Source organism: Kocuria sp. CH-021, from assembly GCF_049716185.1.
Taxonomy (GTDB): Bacteria; Actinomycetota; Actinomycetes; order Actinomycetales; family Micrococcaceae; genus Kocuria; species Kocuria cellulosilytica.
Window position 1 is genome coordinate 37,714 of record NZ_JBNAFK010000004.1, and the last position, 15,371, is coordinate 53,084.

General features: G+C 74.3%; 10 protein-coding genes and 1 riboswitch. Of the genes, 9 read left to right on the forward strand and 1 reads right to left on the reverse strand.

All coding sequences use genetic code 11. The features are described 5' to 3' along the window. Positions 1-243: 243 nt before the first annotated feature. The 4 genes from ileS (at position 244) to ndk (ending at position 5,950) form a co-directional block, all read left to right on the forward strand. Positions 244-3,612: an isoleucine--tRNA ligase gene (gene ileS / locus ACPYN7_RS03940; RefSeq protein WP_424346738.1), complete on the forward strand. Its 3,369-nt coding sequence runs from the start codon at positions 244-246 to the stop codon at positions 3,610-3,612. Then, a complete protein-coding gene (locus tag ACPYN7_RS03945) occupies positions 3,609-4,982 on the forward strand; it encodes a bifunctional folylpolyglutamate synthase/dihydrofolate synthase (protein WP_058872752.1) in 1,374 nt (457 codons plus the stop codon). The genes ileS and ACPYN7_RS03945 overlap by 4 nt, the downstream gene beginning before the upstream one ends. 73 nt (positions 4,983-5,055) lie before the next feature. Beyond that, positions 5,056-5,490 (forward strand): DUF4233 domain-containing protein, encoded by a 435-nt coding sequence (locus ACPYN7_RS03950; RefSeq protein WP_424346739.1) that lies wholly within the window; start codon positions 5,056-5,058, stop codon positions 5,488-5,490. A gap of 43 nt (positions 5,491-5,533) precedes the next feature. Further along, entirely contained in the window at positions 5,534-5,950 is a 417-nt protein-coding gene (ndk, locus tag ACPYN7_RS03955; RefSeq protein ID WP_424346740.1) for a nucleoside-diphosphate kinase, read from the forward strand. Positions 5,951-6,045: 95 nt separating this feature from the next. On the opposite strand, the gene ACPYN7_RS03960 is transcribed toward ndk, so the two are convergent. Further along, positions 6,046-6,678 (reverse strand): vitamin K epoxide reductase family protein, encoded by a 633-nt coding sequence (locus ACPYN7_RS03960; RefSeq protein WP_424346741.1) that lies wholly within the window; start codon positions 6,676-6,678, stop codon positions 6,046-6,048. A gap of 503 nt (positions 6,679-7,181) precedes the next feature. Between ACPYN7_RS03960 and ACPYN7_RS03965 the strand changes: the two genes are divergently transcribed. The 5 genes from ACPYN7_RS03965 to ACPYN7_RS03985 all read left to right on the forward strand — a co-directional run bounded on the left by ACPYN7_RS03965 (position 7,182) and on the right by ACPYN7_RS03985 (position 15,152). Further along, positions 7,182-10,907, forward strand: a complete 3,726-nt coding sequence (locus ACPYN7_RS03965; protein ID WP_424346742.1) for an Rne/Rng family ribonuclease — start codon at positions 7,182-7,184, stop codon at positions 10,905-10,907. A gap of 181 nt (positions 10,908-11,088) precedes the next feature. Continuing rightward, the gene (locus ACPYN7_RS03970; RefSeq protein ID WP_424346743.1) at positions 11,089-11,823 is read left to right on the forward strand and encodes a nuclear transport factor 2 family protein; all 735 of its coding nucleotides are present in this window, start codon (positions 11,089-11,091) and stop codon (positions 11,821-11,823) included. 171 nt (positions 11,824-11,994) lie between these two features. After that, a riboswitch (TPP riboswitch) is annotated at positions 11,995-12,088 on the forward strand. Beyond that, positions 12,080-12,955, forward strand: coding sequence for a hydroxyethylthiazole kinase (gene thiM / locus ACPYN7_RS03975; RefSeq protein ID WP_424346744.1), 876 nt, complete (start codon positions 12,080-12,082; stop codon positions 12,953-12,955). (Overlaps the previous riboswitch by 9 nt.) Further along, a complete protein-coding gene (gene thiE, locus ACPYN7_RS03980; RefSeq protein WP_424346745.1) occupies positions 12,952-13,635 on the forward strand; it encodes a thiamine phosphate synthase in 684 nt (227 codons plus the stop codon). Before thiM ends, thiE begins: the two co-directional genes overlap by 4 nt. Continuing rightward, positions 13,632-15,152, forward strand: coding sequence for a bifunctional hydroxymethylpyrimidine kinase/phosphomethylpyrimidine kinase (locus ACPYN7_RS03985; protein ID WP_424346746.1), 1,521 nt, complete (start codon positions 13,632-13,634; stop codon positions 15,150-15,152). Before thiE ends, ACPYN7_RS03985 begins: the two co-directional genes overlap by 4 nt. The last annotated feature ends 219 nt before the right edge of the window (positions 15,153-15,371 follow it).

Here is a 15,371-nt window from a genome sequence, read left to right on the forward strand (position 1 = left end):
TAAGATGGGGGCAGTCATCGCGGCGTCGATCCGGCCATCACCGGGGAGCCTTCGGAAGAACAGGGCCCCCGGGCCCCCAGTAGAACCGAACGGGTAAGCCCGTCACAGCAGTCACGAGCGGCGGCCCGCGTCCCCCCGGGGACCGGGGCGCAAGCGAGGTGGTACCGCGTTCCGCCCCGGGCGACCGGCCGGCAGCGTCCTTGCACCCTGACCCGCACGAGCAGCACCGACGTCAGAACGAGGATGGACCCCGTGTCAGACCAGCCCGTCTACCCCAAGGCGACCACCGACCCCGAGGCCCGCGGCGTCCCCGCGGCGCCCGCGTTCCCCGCCGTCGAGGAGCGCGTCCTGGCCTACTGGGCGCAGGACCGTACGTTCCAGGCCAGCGTGGACCAGCGCGATCCCGGCCGGGACGGCGCCAACGAGTTCGTGTTCTACGACGGCCCGCCCTTCGCCAACGGCCTGCCGCACTACGGCCACCTCCTCACGGGCTACGTCAAGGACCTCGTGGCCCGGTACCAGACCCAGCAGGGGCGCCGGGTGGAGCGCCGCTTCGGCTGGGACACCCACGGCCTGCCCGCCGAGCTGGAGGCGATGAAGCAGCTCGGGATGGCGGACAAGCAGGAGATCGAGCGGATGGGCGTCGCGGCGTTCAACGACGCCTGCCGGTCCTCCGTGATGAAGTACGCCTCCGAGTGGCAGGACTACGTCACCCGCCAGGCGCGCTGGGTCGACTTCGACAACGACTACAAGACCCTCAACCCGGACTACATGGAGTCCGTGATCGCGGCGTTCAAGGCGCTCGACGACAAGGGCCTCGTCTACTCCGGCTACCGCGTCCTGCCGTACTGCTGGAAGGACGAGACCCCGCTGTCCAACCACGAGCTGCGGATGGACGACGACGTCTACCAGGACCGCCAGGACCAGACGGTCACCGTCACGTTCCCGGTGCTCGACGACGCCTCGTGGGCGGTCCGGCCCGAGCTGGCCGCCGAGCTCGCCGGGGTCGAGGCCCTCGCCTGGACCACCACCCCCTGGACGCTGCCCACCAACCAGGCGATCGCCGTGGGCCCCGGGATCGTCTACGCCGTGGTCCCCGGCGCGGGGGAGCTCGCGGGCCGGCGCTTCCTGGTCGCCGAGGAGCTGCTGGGCGCCTACGCCAAGGACCTCGGCTACGGGGACGCCGAGGACCCGGCTTCGGCCGCGGCCGCCGCCGTGACCGCCCGGCACCCCGGCGCGGACCTCGAGGGGCTGCGCTACCAGCGGCTGTGGGACTACTTCGCCGACGCCGAGCGCTTCGGCACGGGCACGTCCTGGCAGTTCGTCGTGGCCGACTACGTCACCACGACCGACGGCACCGGGCTGGTGCACCAGGCGCCCGCCTACGGCGAGGACGACCAGAACGTCTGCGCCCGCTACGACATCCCCGTGGTGCTCTCCCTCGACGAGTCGGGGGTGTTCTACCGGCTCTTCGAGGACGAGCGGCTCGCCCCGGGGGCGCCCCTGGCCGGGATCGCCGGGCGCAACGTCTTCGACAGGGACGTGGCGCGCACGGTGATCCGGGACCTCAAGGCGCAGGACCGGCTGGTCCGGCAGGCCACCTACGAGCACCCGTACCCGCACTGCTGGCGCTGCCGCAATCCGCTCATCTACCGGGCCGTGTCCTCCTGGTTCGTGGAGGTCACCCGGATCAAGGAGCGGATGGTCGAGCTCAACCAGCAGATCCACTGGATCCCGGAGAACGTCAAGGACGGCCAGTTCGGCAAGTGGCTGGAGAACGCCCGCGACTGGTCGATCTCCCGCAACCGCTACTGGGGCTCGCCCATCCCGGTCTGGGAGTCCGACGACCCCGAGCACCCGCGCCGCGACGTCTACGGCTCCCTCGCCGAGCTGGAGGCCGACTTCGGCCGCCTGCCGGTCAACGACCGGGGCGAGGTCGACCTGCACCGGCCGTGGATCGACGAGCTGACCCGCCCGAACCCCGACGACCCGACCGGCCGCGCCACGATGCGGCGCGTGCCCGAGGTGCTGGACGTGTGGTTCGACTCCGGGTCGATGCCGTACGCGCAGGTGCACTACCCGATGGAGAACCGGGAGTGGTTCGAGACCCACAACCCCGGCGACTTCATCGTGGAGTACATCGGCCAGACCCGAGGCTGGTTCTACACGCTGCACATCCTGGCCACGGCGCTGTTCGACCGGCCCGCGTTCCGCAACGTCATCAGCCACGGGATCGTGCTGGGCTCCGACGGGCAGAAGATGTCGAAGTCCCTGCGCAACTACCCGGACGTCAACGAGGTCCTGGACCGGGACGGCGCCGACGCGATGCGCTGGTTCCTGATGTCCAGCCCCATCCTGCGCGGCGGGAACCTGGTCGTGACCGAGCAGGGCATCCGGGACGGCGTGCGCCAGATGATGCTGCCGCTGTGGAACGTGTACCACTTCTTCGGTCTCTACACGAACGCCGCGAACGGGGGCGCCGGCTACGAGGCACGGACCCGCCACGAGTCCGGGAACGTGATGGACCGCTTCGTGCTCGCCGCCACCGGCCGGCTCGTGACGGACGTGCAGGACGCCTTCGACCGCTACGACGTCTCGGGCGCCGCGGAGCACCTGCGCTCCTACATGGACACGCTGACCAACTGGTACGTGCGCCGCTCCCGGGACCGGTTCTTCGACGAGGACACCGTCGCCTTCGACGTGCTGTACACGTGCCTGGAGACGGTCTGCCGGGTGGCAGCCCCGCTGCTGCCGCTGGTCGCCGAGGAGATCTGGCGCGGGCTGACCGCCGGGCGCTCGGTGCACCTGACCGACTGGCCGGACGCCTCGCTGTTCCCGGCCGAGGCCGGCCTGGTGGCGCGCATGGAGACGACCCGCACCATCTGCTCCAACGGCTCCGCGCTGCGCAAGGCCCACCAGCTGCGCGTGCGCCAGCCGCTGGCCGGGATGACCGTGGTGGTGCCCGGGGGCGACGAGCTCGCCGGCACCTTCGAGCGCATCGTCGCGGACGAGCTGAACCTGAAGTCCGTGACCCTGCTGGACGCCGCCGAGGCCTCCGCGGAGCAGTTCGGCATCTCCCAGCAGCTCAAGGTGAACGCCCGCGCCGCGGGCCCGCGCCTGGGCAAGGGCGTGCAGGCCGTGATCAAGGCCGCCAAGGCGGGGGACTGGTCCACCGCGGAGGACGGCACCGTCACCGCCGGCGGGGTGGCGCTGCAGGAGGGCGAGTACGAGCTCGAGACCGTCGTGGCCCAGGACGCGGCCGCCGGCTCGCGCGCCGTGGCCGTCCTGCCCGGCGGCGGGTTCCTCGTCCTCGACACCGAGCTCACCCCCGAGCTCGAGGCCGAGGGCACGGCCCGGGACATGGTCCGGGCGATCCAGCAGGCCCGCAAGGACGCCGCTCTCCAGGTCTCCGACCGGATCCGCACGGTCGTGACCGCGGACGAGCGGACGGTCGCCGCGCTCGAGGCCAATCGCGGGCTCGTGGCGGGCGAGACGCTCTCCGCGGAGCTCGAGCTGCGCGTGGGCGAGCCGTCCGTGGCGGTGACCGTCGTGGGGACTGCGGCCGGGCGTCCGGCCGGCACCGCTGTCGACGCCGGGGCGGTGCAGGCGTGAGCGCCCCGTTCGCGGAGACCGGCGGCGCGGAGACGGTCGAGGAGGTCTACGCCCGGCTGCTCGAGCGCGCCCCCGAGAACCGGATGGCCCCGCGCCTGGACGCGATGCGCCGGACCATGGAGGTCCTCGGCGAGCCGCAGCGCGCCGCCCCGGTGATCCACCTGACCGGCACCAACGGCAAGACCTCGACCGCCCGGATGATCGAGGCCCTGCTGCTCGCCCACGACCTGCGGGTGGGCCGCTACACGAGCCCCCACCTCTCCCGGGTCACCGAGCGGATCAGCGTGGACGGCGCGCCCGTCGACGACGCGACGTTCGTGCGCGTGTACGGCGAGATCGCCCCGTACCTCGGCTTCGTGGACGCCGAGCTGGCCGAGCGGGGCGAGCCCCGGCTCAGCTACTTCGAGACCGTCACGGCGCTCGCGTTCGCGGTCTTCGCGGACGCGCCGGTCGACGTCGTCGTCCTCGAGGTGGGCATCGGCGGCTCCTGGGACGCCACGAACGTGGCCGACGCCGTGGTCTCCGTGGTCACGCCCGTCGACCTCGACCACACCGACATGCTCGGCGACACGCTCGCCGAGATCGCCGCCGAGAAGGCCGGGATCCTCAAGCCGGGCGGGTTCCTCGTCTCCGCCGCCCAGGACCCGGAGGCCGCCGAGGTGCTGCTCGCCCGGGCCCGGGAGCTCGGGATCCCGTTCCGGTTCGGCGGCGTCGAGTTCGGCGTGGAGTCCCGCGCCACGGCCGTGGGCGGGCAGGTGCTCGACCTGCAGGGCCTGGCCGGACGGTACCCCGAGGTCCTGCTGCCGCTGTTCGGCGCGCACCAGGCGGAGAACGCCGCGCTGGCCGTCGCCGCCGTGGAGGCCTTCCTGGGCGGCGGGGACAAGGAGCTCAGCCCCGAGCTGGTCCGCACCGGACTCGGCGCCGTCGAGTCCCCGGGGCGGCTGGAGCTGGCCCGCAAGGCGCCCCCGGTGGTGCTCGACGCCGCGCACAACCCGCACGGGCTCACGGCCGCGGCGGCCGCCCTCAAGGAGGCCTTCACGTTCGGGAAGCTCAATCTCGTGGTGGGGGTGCTCCAGGAGAAGGACGCCGAGGCGATGCTGCGGGTCCTGCTGGACGAGTACGAGGAGTTCCACACCGAGTTCTGGTTCACCCGGTCCTCCTCGCCGCGGGCGGTCGACCCGCAGGAGCTCGTGGAGCTCGCCGTGGACCTCGGCTTCCCGGAGGACGTGGTCCACGCCGTGCCCCAGCTCGACGACGCGATGACCGAGGCCGTCCAGGACGCCGCCGCCCGCCCGGAGTTCGACGGCGCCGTGCTGGTCACGGGCTCGATCACCGTGGTCGGCGAGGCCCGCACGCTGCTGGGGCTGTGACCGTGCCCCGCGTCCCCCGCCACCCCCGCCCCCCGCACCACTCGCAGGAGAGGACCCGTTCCCCGTGGCACGCATGAGCAGAGCCCAGCGCGGCAGGCCCTCCGGGCAGCCCGGGCGTCGGCGCTCGATCCGCACGATGTTCGCCTCCTCCGTGCTGGTCATGGAGGCGTTCATCGCGTTCTTCGCCGCCCTCACCGCCTACGGAGTGCTCGGCCGCGAGCTCGCGGACGGGGCACGCGTGGCGGTCCTGGCGGGCGGGACCGCGCTCGCCCTGGTCATGGGGCTGGCCCCCGCCGTGCTGGGCCGGCCCTGGGGGTACACCGTCGGGTGGGTCCTGCAGGGGGTGCTCCTGGCCACGGGCCTCGTGCTCCCCACGATGTTCTTCGTGGGCGGGCTGTCCGTGCTCGCCTGGTGGTACGCCGTGCGCACCGGGGCGCGGCTGGACCGGGAGAACGCCGCCCGCGACGCCGCCCAGGCGCAGTGGGAGCGGGAGCACCCGGACGGTTAGGCTGAGCACCGACATCCCGGATCCCCACCTCGGAAGGACTCCCATGACCACGGAACGCACCCTCGTCCTCGTCAAGCCCGACGGCGTGGCCCGCGGCCTCACCGGCGAGGTGCTCGCCCGGATCGAGACGAAGGGCTATCGCCTCGTGGAGCTGCGGCTGCTGCACGCGGAGCGCTCGGTGCTCGAGCAGCACTACGCGGAGCACCGCGGAAAGCCGTTCTACGAGCCGCTCGTCGAGTTCATGCTGAGCGGCCCGGTCGTGGCCGCCGTCGTCGAGGGCCACCGGGTGATCGAGGGCTTCCGCTCCCTGGCCGGGACCACCGAGCCGACCACCGCCGCGCCGGGCACCATCCGTGGGGACCTCGGCCGGGACTGGGGCGGAAAGGTCCAGCAGAACCTCGTGCACGGCTCCGACTCCCCGGAGTCGGCCGAGCGCGAGATCGGCATCTGGTTCGCCTGATCCCGGTCCCACCGACGACGACGGCCTCCGCCCGGACCGGGCGGAGGCCGTCGTCGTCCGGGCCGGGGCCGGCGGGGTCCTGTCTCAGGCCGGTCTCAGGCCGGGAAGATGACCCCGGCGAAGCGCACGAGCACCGTCCCGAAGATCAGCACCAGCAGGGCCGCGGAGACGAACCACGCCCACGGTTCGGCGGCGCGCGCCAGACCGGCGGGCGCCGGCAGCACCCCGGCGCGCAGGTTGCGGGCCGTGGTCCGCACCACCAGTACGGTCTGCATCACCCACACGAGCATGCAGTACAGGCACAGGGCGTTGATCTCGAACGTGGTCTGCCACCACAGCCACAGCACGAAGACCCAGCCGAGGGTCACCCCGAGCTGCAGGCCCCACCAGTACCAGGCGGCGAACCGGGCGCCGGCCAGCACCGCAAGCGCCACGGCCACGACCACCGCGTAGGCCACGATGCCGATGAAGGGGTTGGGGAAGCCGAACGCCTCCGCCTGCGGCGTGCGCATGACGGTGCCGCAGGACAGCCACGAGTTGATGTCGCAGCTGGTGCGGTGCCCGGCGTCCAGGAAGAGCTGGAGCCGCTCGTACACCAGGGTGGCGGCGCCGTAGAAGCCCAGGACCGCGGTCACGAGCGCCACGAGCCCCCAGCGCCGGTCGGCGCGGGGGTCGTGGCCGGGAGGTGCGGCGGGGGAGTCGTCGAGAGCGGACGGAGTGGAGGTCACACGCCGATCCTAGGCGATGCCTCCTCCGGCCCTCCCGGTCCCCGGCCGGAGTAACCCGGGAGGACCCGGGGAGGATGCCGGGCGCGTGACGGGAGGTCGCAACAGGACCGCGGGACGATCGCGGGAGGGTTGCGGGAGGGTTGCGGGCCGTGACAGGGCCAATCCGGCCCGGACCGGGACGTCTGTGAGATACTGGCCACGGTCGAGCCCGCCCGTACGCGGGATCTCGGCCCAGTCGGACTTCGACCCCAGGTCGGCAGGACCCGCGGCTCTCATCGGATTGAGCGCGTCCGCCGCCGGCTCAAGACCGTTGCCCTCGTGAGCAGCGGCTCGAAGCCCCGGACTGGCTCGTTGCCGTCCCCGCCCGTTCGCGAGGTGTGCGGGACGCGACGGGTACGCACAGGACTTCTGGCCGCCGCGTGGACCCCCACCGGCGATACGCCGACCAAGCCGCCGCGGGGACCGGGTACGGACGGCGTACCGCGGCAGGAGCACAGCTGTATATGGATGCCGAACAGGAGAACCAGGTCGGGGCGCAGGACGCCCTGGACGCTGGTCAGCAGAACACATCGCACGACGCGCCCCGGGACCTCCCGGTAGCGGAGGAAATGGTGCAGGACCCCGCCCCCGAGGCCCCGGCCGACGCGCCGGGCACCGGGTCGGAGACTGATCCCGTCACGGAGCCGGGCACTGAGCGGGCCGCCGCGTCGGTCACAGAGCCGGACGCCGCGCCGATCACGGAGCCGGACGCCGCGTCGGTCACAGAGCCGGACGCCGCGCCGATCACGGAGCCGGACGCCGCGCCGGTCACAGAGCCGGACGCCGCGCCGATCACGGAGCCGGGCACTGAGCCGGTCGCTGGGGTCGCAGAACCGGGTACTGAGCCGGTCGTGGAGCCGGAGACCGAGCTGGGCACGGGGCCGATCACGGAGTCGGACCCCGAGCCGGTTGCCGCGTCGGTCGCAGAGACAGGCACCGAGCCGGTCGCCGATCCGGACCCTGAGCCGGTCGTGGAGCCGGACAGAGCCGCGGCCGCCGGGACCGACACCCTCGACGTCGCGCCGGGGACTGCTGTTCCCGGCGACGAGCGACCCGGAGCGGTGGCCGAGGAGGCCGCCGCGCCCGGGCACCCGGCGCCGGGCACGCCCGGTGCCGAGGAGGCTGCCGAAGGCGTCGAGCCCGCCGGTGAGGCGGAGGACCTGGGCACCGGGACGGACGCCCCGGTCGAGGACCCGACGAGCGGTCGCGAACAGGGCCACGCCCGGGACACCGACGCCGTGGGAGCCGGGAACGGGGCCACCGACGACCGGAACGCCGGCAACGGGAATGCCGACGGCGGGGGTGCCGGAAACGAGACCACCGACGACCGGAACATCGGCAACGGGAATGCCGACGCCGAGGGTGCCGGGAACGGGGCCAACGACGACCGGAACGCCGGCAACGGGACCACCGACGACGAGAACACCGGCGACCGGAATGCCGACGCCGAGGGCACCGACGGCGACGAGCCGCGCACGGCGCTGTCCGCCGCCGTGGCGGCGACCTCGCTGATGTTCCACGCCCCGGACCTCGACGAGCTGCGCGAGGCCGCTCAGCAGCGCGCGGCCCGCCGCCGCGAGGCGCGGCGCCGCCAGCAGGAGGAGAACGCCTCCGCCGAGGACCCGGGCGACGGTCCCGAGGAGCCGGACACGGCCGAGCTCGCCGACGAGGGCGAGGAGGCCGGACAGGGCTCGGGCGGGGGCACCACCAGCCGCCGGCGCCGTCGCCGCCGCCGCGGCGAGGTCGACATGGAGCTCGTGGGCGGCAGCGACGACGACCCGCCCAACACCGTGACGCGGGTCCGGGCGCCGCGCGCCGCGGACTCCGCCACGGTCGACGAGGTCGTGGCCGTGAAGGGCTCCACGCGGCTCGAGGCCAAGAAGCAGCGCCGGCGCGAGTCCCGCCAGACCGGCCGCCGCCGCCAGGTGATCACCGAGGCGGAGTTCCTGGCCCGCCGCGAGTCCGTCGAGCGGCAGATGCTGGTGCGGCAGAAGGACAACCGGATCCAGATCGGCGTCCTGGAGGACGGCGTCCTGGCCGAGCACTTCGTCTCGCACACCCAGCAGGACTCCCTGATCGGCAACGTCTACGTGGGCAAGGTGCAGAACGTGCTGCCGTCCATGGAGGCCGCGTTCATCGACATCGGCCGCGGCCGCAACGCCGTGCTGTACGCCGGCGAGGTCAACTGGGACGCGTCGCGGCTCGAGGGCGGGCCCCGCCGGATCGAGGTCGCGCTGAAGTCCGGGGACTCGGTCCTGGTGCAGGTCACCAAGGACCCGGTCGGGCACAAGGGTGCGCGGCTCACGAGCCAGATCTCCTTGCCCGGCCGGTACCTGGTCTACGTCCCGGGCGGGTCGATGACCGGGATCTCCCGGAAGCTGCCCGACGTCGAGCGTGCCCGGCTGAAGAAGATCCTCAAGGACCGGCTGCCGGACGGGGCGGGAGTCATCGTGCGCACCGCGGCCGAGGGGGCCTCCGAGCAGGAGCTCACCCACGACATCAACCGGCTGCGCGCCCAGTGGGAGCAGATCCAGGAGCGGGCCGGCTCGACGAAGACGCTGCCGCCCGAGATGCTCTACGCGGAACCGGACCTGACGATCAAGACCGTCCGCGACGTCTTCAACGAGGACTTCACCACCATGGTCGTCCAGGGCGACGAGGCGTGGGACAACATCGAGGCGTACGTGACCTACGTCGCGCCGGACCTGCTCGACCGGCTCCAGAAGTGGGACGAGGACGAGGACCTGTTCGTGAACTACCGCGTGGAGGAACAGATCCAGAAGGCACTCGAGCGCAAGGTCTTCCTGCCGTCGGGCGGCTCGCTCGTGATCGACCGGACCGAGGCGATGACGGTGGTCGACGTGAACACCGGCAAGTTCACCGGCTCCGGCGGCAACCTCGAGGAGACCGTCACCAAGAACAACCTGGAGGCGGCCGAGGAGATCGTCCGGCAGCTGCGGCTGCGGGACATCGGCGGGATCATCGTGATCGACTTCATCGACATGGTGCTCGAGTCCAACCGGGACCTCGTGCTGCGCCGGCTGGTGGAGTGCCTCGGCCGGGACCGCACCAAGCACCAGGTGGCGGAGGTGACCTCGCTGGGGCTCGTGCAGATGACGCGCAAGCGCATGGGCACCGGCCTGCTCGAGGTGTTCTCCGAGCCGTGCGAGCACTGCGCCGGTCGCGGCGTGGTGGTCCACGACCACCCGCTCGAGGGTCGCTCCGGCGGCGCCACGGGCGAGTCGCGCGACCAGCGGCCCAACCGGACGGAGCGCAAGCGCGGCCGCGGGGGCCGGGGCGAGCAGCAGCCGGCCCGGACGGAGCAGCGCTCCGTCGAGCCGGATCCCGCGGAGAAGGCCAAGGCCGAGGCCGCGCGGACGGCGTTCGCGACCATCGCCGCGGCCACCCACCACGAGGAGGCCGTCGCGGAGGAGCCGGCCCGTGCCGAGGAGACCGCCCCGCCGGCGGAGTCCCGGCCCGAGGGTTCGGGGCGCTCCCGGAAGAAGCGGCGCGGCAAGCGCAGCCGCAACCGCGGCCAGGGCGCGGACACCGCCGCCGAGCAGCAGCCGGGCACGGGGGAGGAGCCCGCCGCGTCCGCACCCGAGCAGGTCTCCGCTGAGGAGACCCCGGCCGGGCAGGGCTCGCGCCTGACGATCAAGGGTGAGGTCATCGAGCTGCCGCAGGGCCACGCCCCCGCGGAGGAGCCCGCCGAGGCCCGGCCGCTGAGCCTGGACTCCCTCGCGGAGGCCTTCGAGCACCCCTCGCCGGACGCGGCCTCCACTCCGCGGGAGCCGGCCGGAACGACGGGCGCCGCTGCGCAGGACACGGCCGCGCAGGACACGGCCGCGCGGGACACCGCCACGGAGGGCGCCCGGGCGGGGACCGCCGGGCAGCGGAGCGCGGGGCGCGCAGGCACGGCGCCGCAGGCTCCCGCCCCGGAGCAGCCGCGGGCGGACGCCGAGCCGGCGCGCCCCCGCCGGCGCTCCCGGCGGGCCTCGGCACCGGAGGCCCGCCCGGGCGAGGCCGAGGTGACCGCCGGGCAGGCGGCCACCGCGGAGGGCGCCCGGCACGAGGCCAAGGCCGTCGCCCAGCGCTCCCCGGAGGAGACCTCGGGCCGCGCGCCGACCGTCGTCGGCGTGGGGGTCAAGGCGGAGGACCTCACCAGCGGCCGGCCCGCCGAGCGCGGCTGAGCCGCCCCCGCGAGCAGCACGACGGAGGACCCCGACCGGAGCGGTCGGGGTCCTCCGTCGTCGTGCGCTCCGCCTCTCTGTCGGGCCGGGCACGGCGCGAGTAGCGTGGTGGCACGACACGCGGGCCGGCCGACCGGGCCGATCCGTCGGATCCCCGGCCCGCAGCCCCGAGGGGACAGCCATGAACAGCAAGCAGATCGTCCTCACCGCCGGCCGCGAGCTCTTCGGCGAGCGGGACGCCTCGGCCATCGACCGGCACTGGGCCCCGGACTACCGGCAGCACTCCGCGCTCGGGGCCGACGGCCGGGACGGCCTCCGCGCGGCGCTCGGGCAGCTGCCGGAGGACTTCCGCATCGACGTCCTGCGGGTGCTCGAGGACGGCGACATGGTCGCGGTCCACTGCGTCTACCACGGGTTCGGACCCGACCCCACGGCAGCGGTGGACGTGTTCCGGGTGTCGGAGGGAAAGATCGCCGAGCACTGGGACGCCCTGGCGCCCCTGCCCGGCGGTTCGGCCGGGACGCACCGGATCGACGGACCACGGCAGATCACCGGGCGCGAGCGCACCGGCGCGAACAAGGCAGCGGTGACCGAGTGGGTGCAGGAGCGGCTCATCGGCGCCGACCGGGACGCCCTCGAGGAGCTGGCCCGCGACCCGCGCTACGTGGAGCACGGCCCCGGCCCGGACGACCGGCTCGCCCGGCGCACCCTGCACCGGGTGCTCGGCGAGGGCGACCTCGTCCTCACCGTCACCGAGGCCCTGCTCGGTCCCGGCGAGGGAGGCGCCGAGCCCGGAGACCGCGTCCCGGCCGCCTGCTACGACCTGTGGCGGGTCTCGGACGGCCGGATCCTCGAGCACTGGGAGGTCTGCCAGCCCGTCCCGGAGCGGATGCCGCACGGCAACGGCTTCTTCTGAGCGTCAGGACGTCCCCACGAGCCCGATGGTGTCGGGCCGTGGGGAGCCGATCACCGGCGTGCCCCTCCGCCCGGACGGCAGCCCCCGAGGGCAGGACGGCCGGAATAACCCGAGCGCCGCGGACGGGGCCCTCCGGCGTCCCGGCGCACCTTCAGCGACTAGACTGGCAGGACACCTGACACGGGGTGCCGCGCGAGCGGCTGAGAACACACCCGTCGAACCTGATCTAGCCAGTACTAGCGAAGGGATGTCGCAGATGCGCGATGCCGTACCCACGTCCGCCGGAACACCGGGAGCCGTCCGGCCGGTACCACCGGACCCCGCGCTCGCCGAGGACGCCGCCGCGGCCCTGGAGGACCTGCGCTCCGCGGCGCCGCTGGTGCAGTGCATCACCAATGCCGTGGTCACCAACTTCACGGCCAACGCGCTGCTCGCCGTGGGCGCGTCCCCGGCGATGACCGACATCCAGGGCGAGGGCGGGGTCTTCGCGGAGCTCGCGGACGGCCTGCTCGTCAACACCGGCACGCCCACCGCCGAGCAGCGCGGCGCCGCCTATGAGGCCGTCGGGGCTCGGCACCGCGCCGGCCGGGCGTGGGTCCTCGATCCCGTGGCGGTGGGCGCCCTGCCCGTGCGCACCGCGCTGGCCCGCGACCTGCTCGAGTTCCGGCCCGCGATCGTGCGCGGCAACGCCTCCGAGATCATGGCTCTCGCCGGCGGCTCCGGCGGGCGGGGCACGGACGCCACGCACGGCGTCGAGGCCGCCCGTGACGCCGCCGCCACGCTCGCCGAGCGGGCCGGCTCGGCGGTGGCCGTGTCCGGGCCCGTGGACCTCGTGCGCTCCCCGGACGGCACCGTCGTCCGCGTCCCGCACGGCACGCCGCTGCTGACCCGCATCACCGGCGGGGGCTGCGCCCTGGGCGCCCTCATGGCCGCATTCACCGCCGTGCGCACGGACCCCGGCGCGGCGGCCGTGGCCGCCACCACGGTGTACACCCTCGCCGCCGAGGACGCGGCCGCCGACGCCTCCGGCCCCGGGTCCTTCGCCGTGGCCCTGCTGGACCGCCTGTACGCCGTGACGCCGGAGCAGGTCGCCGCCCGGGCGGAGCTGGTGCGCGAGGAGGTGGCCCGGTGAGCCCGCGCCTCGATCCCGCGGCCCTGGCCCTGCACCTCGTGACGGACACCGCCCTCAGCGCGCCCCGGCCGGTCCCGGACGTCGTGGCCGCCGCCGTGCGCGGGGGCGCCACCATGGTCCAGGTCCGCGCGAAGGACGCCCCGGTCCGTGATCTCGTCGCCCTGCTGACGGCCGTCGCCGAGCGCGTGGGCCGGCAGGTCCCCGTGCTCGTGGACGACCGCGCGGACGTGTACCTTGCCGCCCGCGCGGCCGGCGCCCCCGTGGCCGGGGTGCACGTCGGGCAGACGGACCTGCCCGTGGCGCTCGCCCGGCGGATCTGCGGCCCCGACGCCGTGCTGGGCCTCAGCGCGGCCACGGCCGAGGAGCTCGACACCGCCTCCGCGCTGCCCGCCGGCACGGTCGACTACCTGGGCGTCGGGGCGGTGCGGGCGACGCGCACCAAGCCCGACCACCCCGAGCCGCTGGGCGTCGAGGGCTTCGCCCGCGCGGCGGCGCGCACCTCTCTGCCCTGCCTGGCCATCGGCGGGGTGCAGGCCGAGGACGCCGCCGCCCTGCGCGCCGCGGGCGCCGCCGGGCTGGCCGTGGTCTCCGGGATCTGCGCCGCTCCCGACCCCGCGGCCGCTGCCGCCCGCTACGTGCGCGCCTTCGGCGCGGCGCCCGCCGAGGAGGTGGCGCTGTGAGCGCACGCGTGCCCCGCGTCCTGGCCGTCGCCGGCACCGACCCCACGGGCGGGGCCGGCCAGCACGCGGACCTCAAGTCGATCGCCGCGATGGGCGGCTACGGGATGAGCGCCGTCACCGCCGTCGTCGTGCAGAACACCGTGGGCGTGCGCGCCATCCACGTCCCGCCGGTCGAGTTCCTCACCGCCCAGCTCGAGGCGGTCGCCGAGGACGTCGAGATCGACGCCGTCAAGATCGGGATGCTCGGCTCCGTGCCGGTCATCGAGGCCGTCACCCGGTGGCTCGGAGCCCACCGGCCCCCGGTCGTGGTCCTGGACCCCGTCATGGTCGCGACCTCCGGGGGGCGCCTGCTCGAGCCCGACGCCGAGGACGCCCTGCGCTCGATGCTGGGCCTCGCCGACCTGATCACCCCGAACCTGCAGGAGCTCGCCGTGCTGGCAGGCGAGGACACGGCGTCGTCGTGGGAGGAGGCCCTCGCGCAGGGCCACCGCGTGGCCCGCGCCCACGGGACCCTGGTGCTCGTCAAGGGCGGGCACCTCACCGGGGACCGGACCCCGGACGCCCTCGTGGGCCCGGACGCCCCGGAGCCCCTCGTGGCGTTCGACGGCGTCCGGGTGCCCACCGAGAACTCGCACGGCACCGGGTGCTCCCTCTCCTCGGCCCTGGCCACCCTCCAGGCCCGGCACGGGGACTGGCCCCGGAGCCTGCGGATCGCCCGGGACTGGCTGCGCGGGGCCCTCGAGACCTCCGGGGAGCTCTCCGTCGGCCACGGGAGCGGGCCCGTCCACCACTTCCACCACGTCCAGCACGCCCTCGAGACCTGGGGCACCGTGCCGGAGCGGTTCAGCGACGAGCTGTGGGAGGCCTCCGCGGCCTTGCGGCGGGAGATCGAGGAGCTCGAGTTCGTGCGCCGCCTCGGGGACGGGCGGCTCGAGCCGGACCGCTTCCTCGCCTACCTCGACCAGGACCTGCAGTACCTCGACGGCTACAGCAGGGCGCTCGCCCTGCTGGCGGCACGGGCGCCCGACGAGGAGCAGCGGCTGTTCTTCGCGGCCGGCGCCGTGTCCTGCACCGAGACCGAGGCGCAGCTGCACCGGGCCCGGCTGCAGCACGCGGGGGACGGCGGCGCGCGGGACGAGCCGGCGGAGGTGACACGGCGGTACACCACCTTCCTGCTCGCGGCCACCGCCGCGGAGCCCTACCCCGTGGGCCTCGCGGCCGTGCTCCCGTGCTACTGGGTGTACGCGGACGTGGGACGCCACCTGGGCGAGCTCGCCGCGGCCGGCGGGCCCGGCGAGCACCCCTACGCCGACTGGCTCGCCACGTACGCGGACGAGGGGTTCCAGGAGGCCACCCGCACGGCACGGCGGCTGCTCGACGACGCCGCCCGGGCGGCCCCGGCGGAGGTCCGGGAGCGGATGCGGGAGGTGTTCCTGGAGGCCTGCGCGCTCGAGCGGGACTTCTTCGCCGCGCCGGGGACGGGGCGCCGGTTGGCGGGCATTGACCGGATCGAGTAGTCTTGATCTTCGGTGCCATGCCGGTGCGCGCGTGTAAAAACTCGACACCCCACCTGGCGGCACATGCGGGTGCAGTTCCTGAATTGCGGCGAACCTGCGCTGACCTCGGCCTAGTCCCACGGGCCGGTCACCGACAGCTCGTCTCAACGTCGTTGGTCCTGACAGGTATGCGCTCGACCCACACTGTTTACACATGACGTCGAGAGAAGTGAGTTCCCA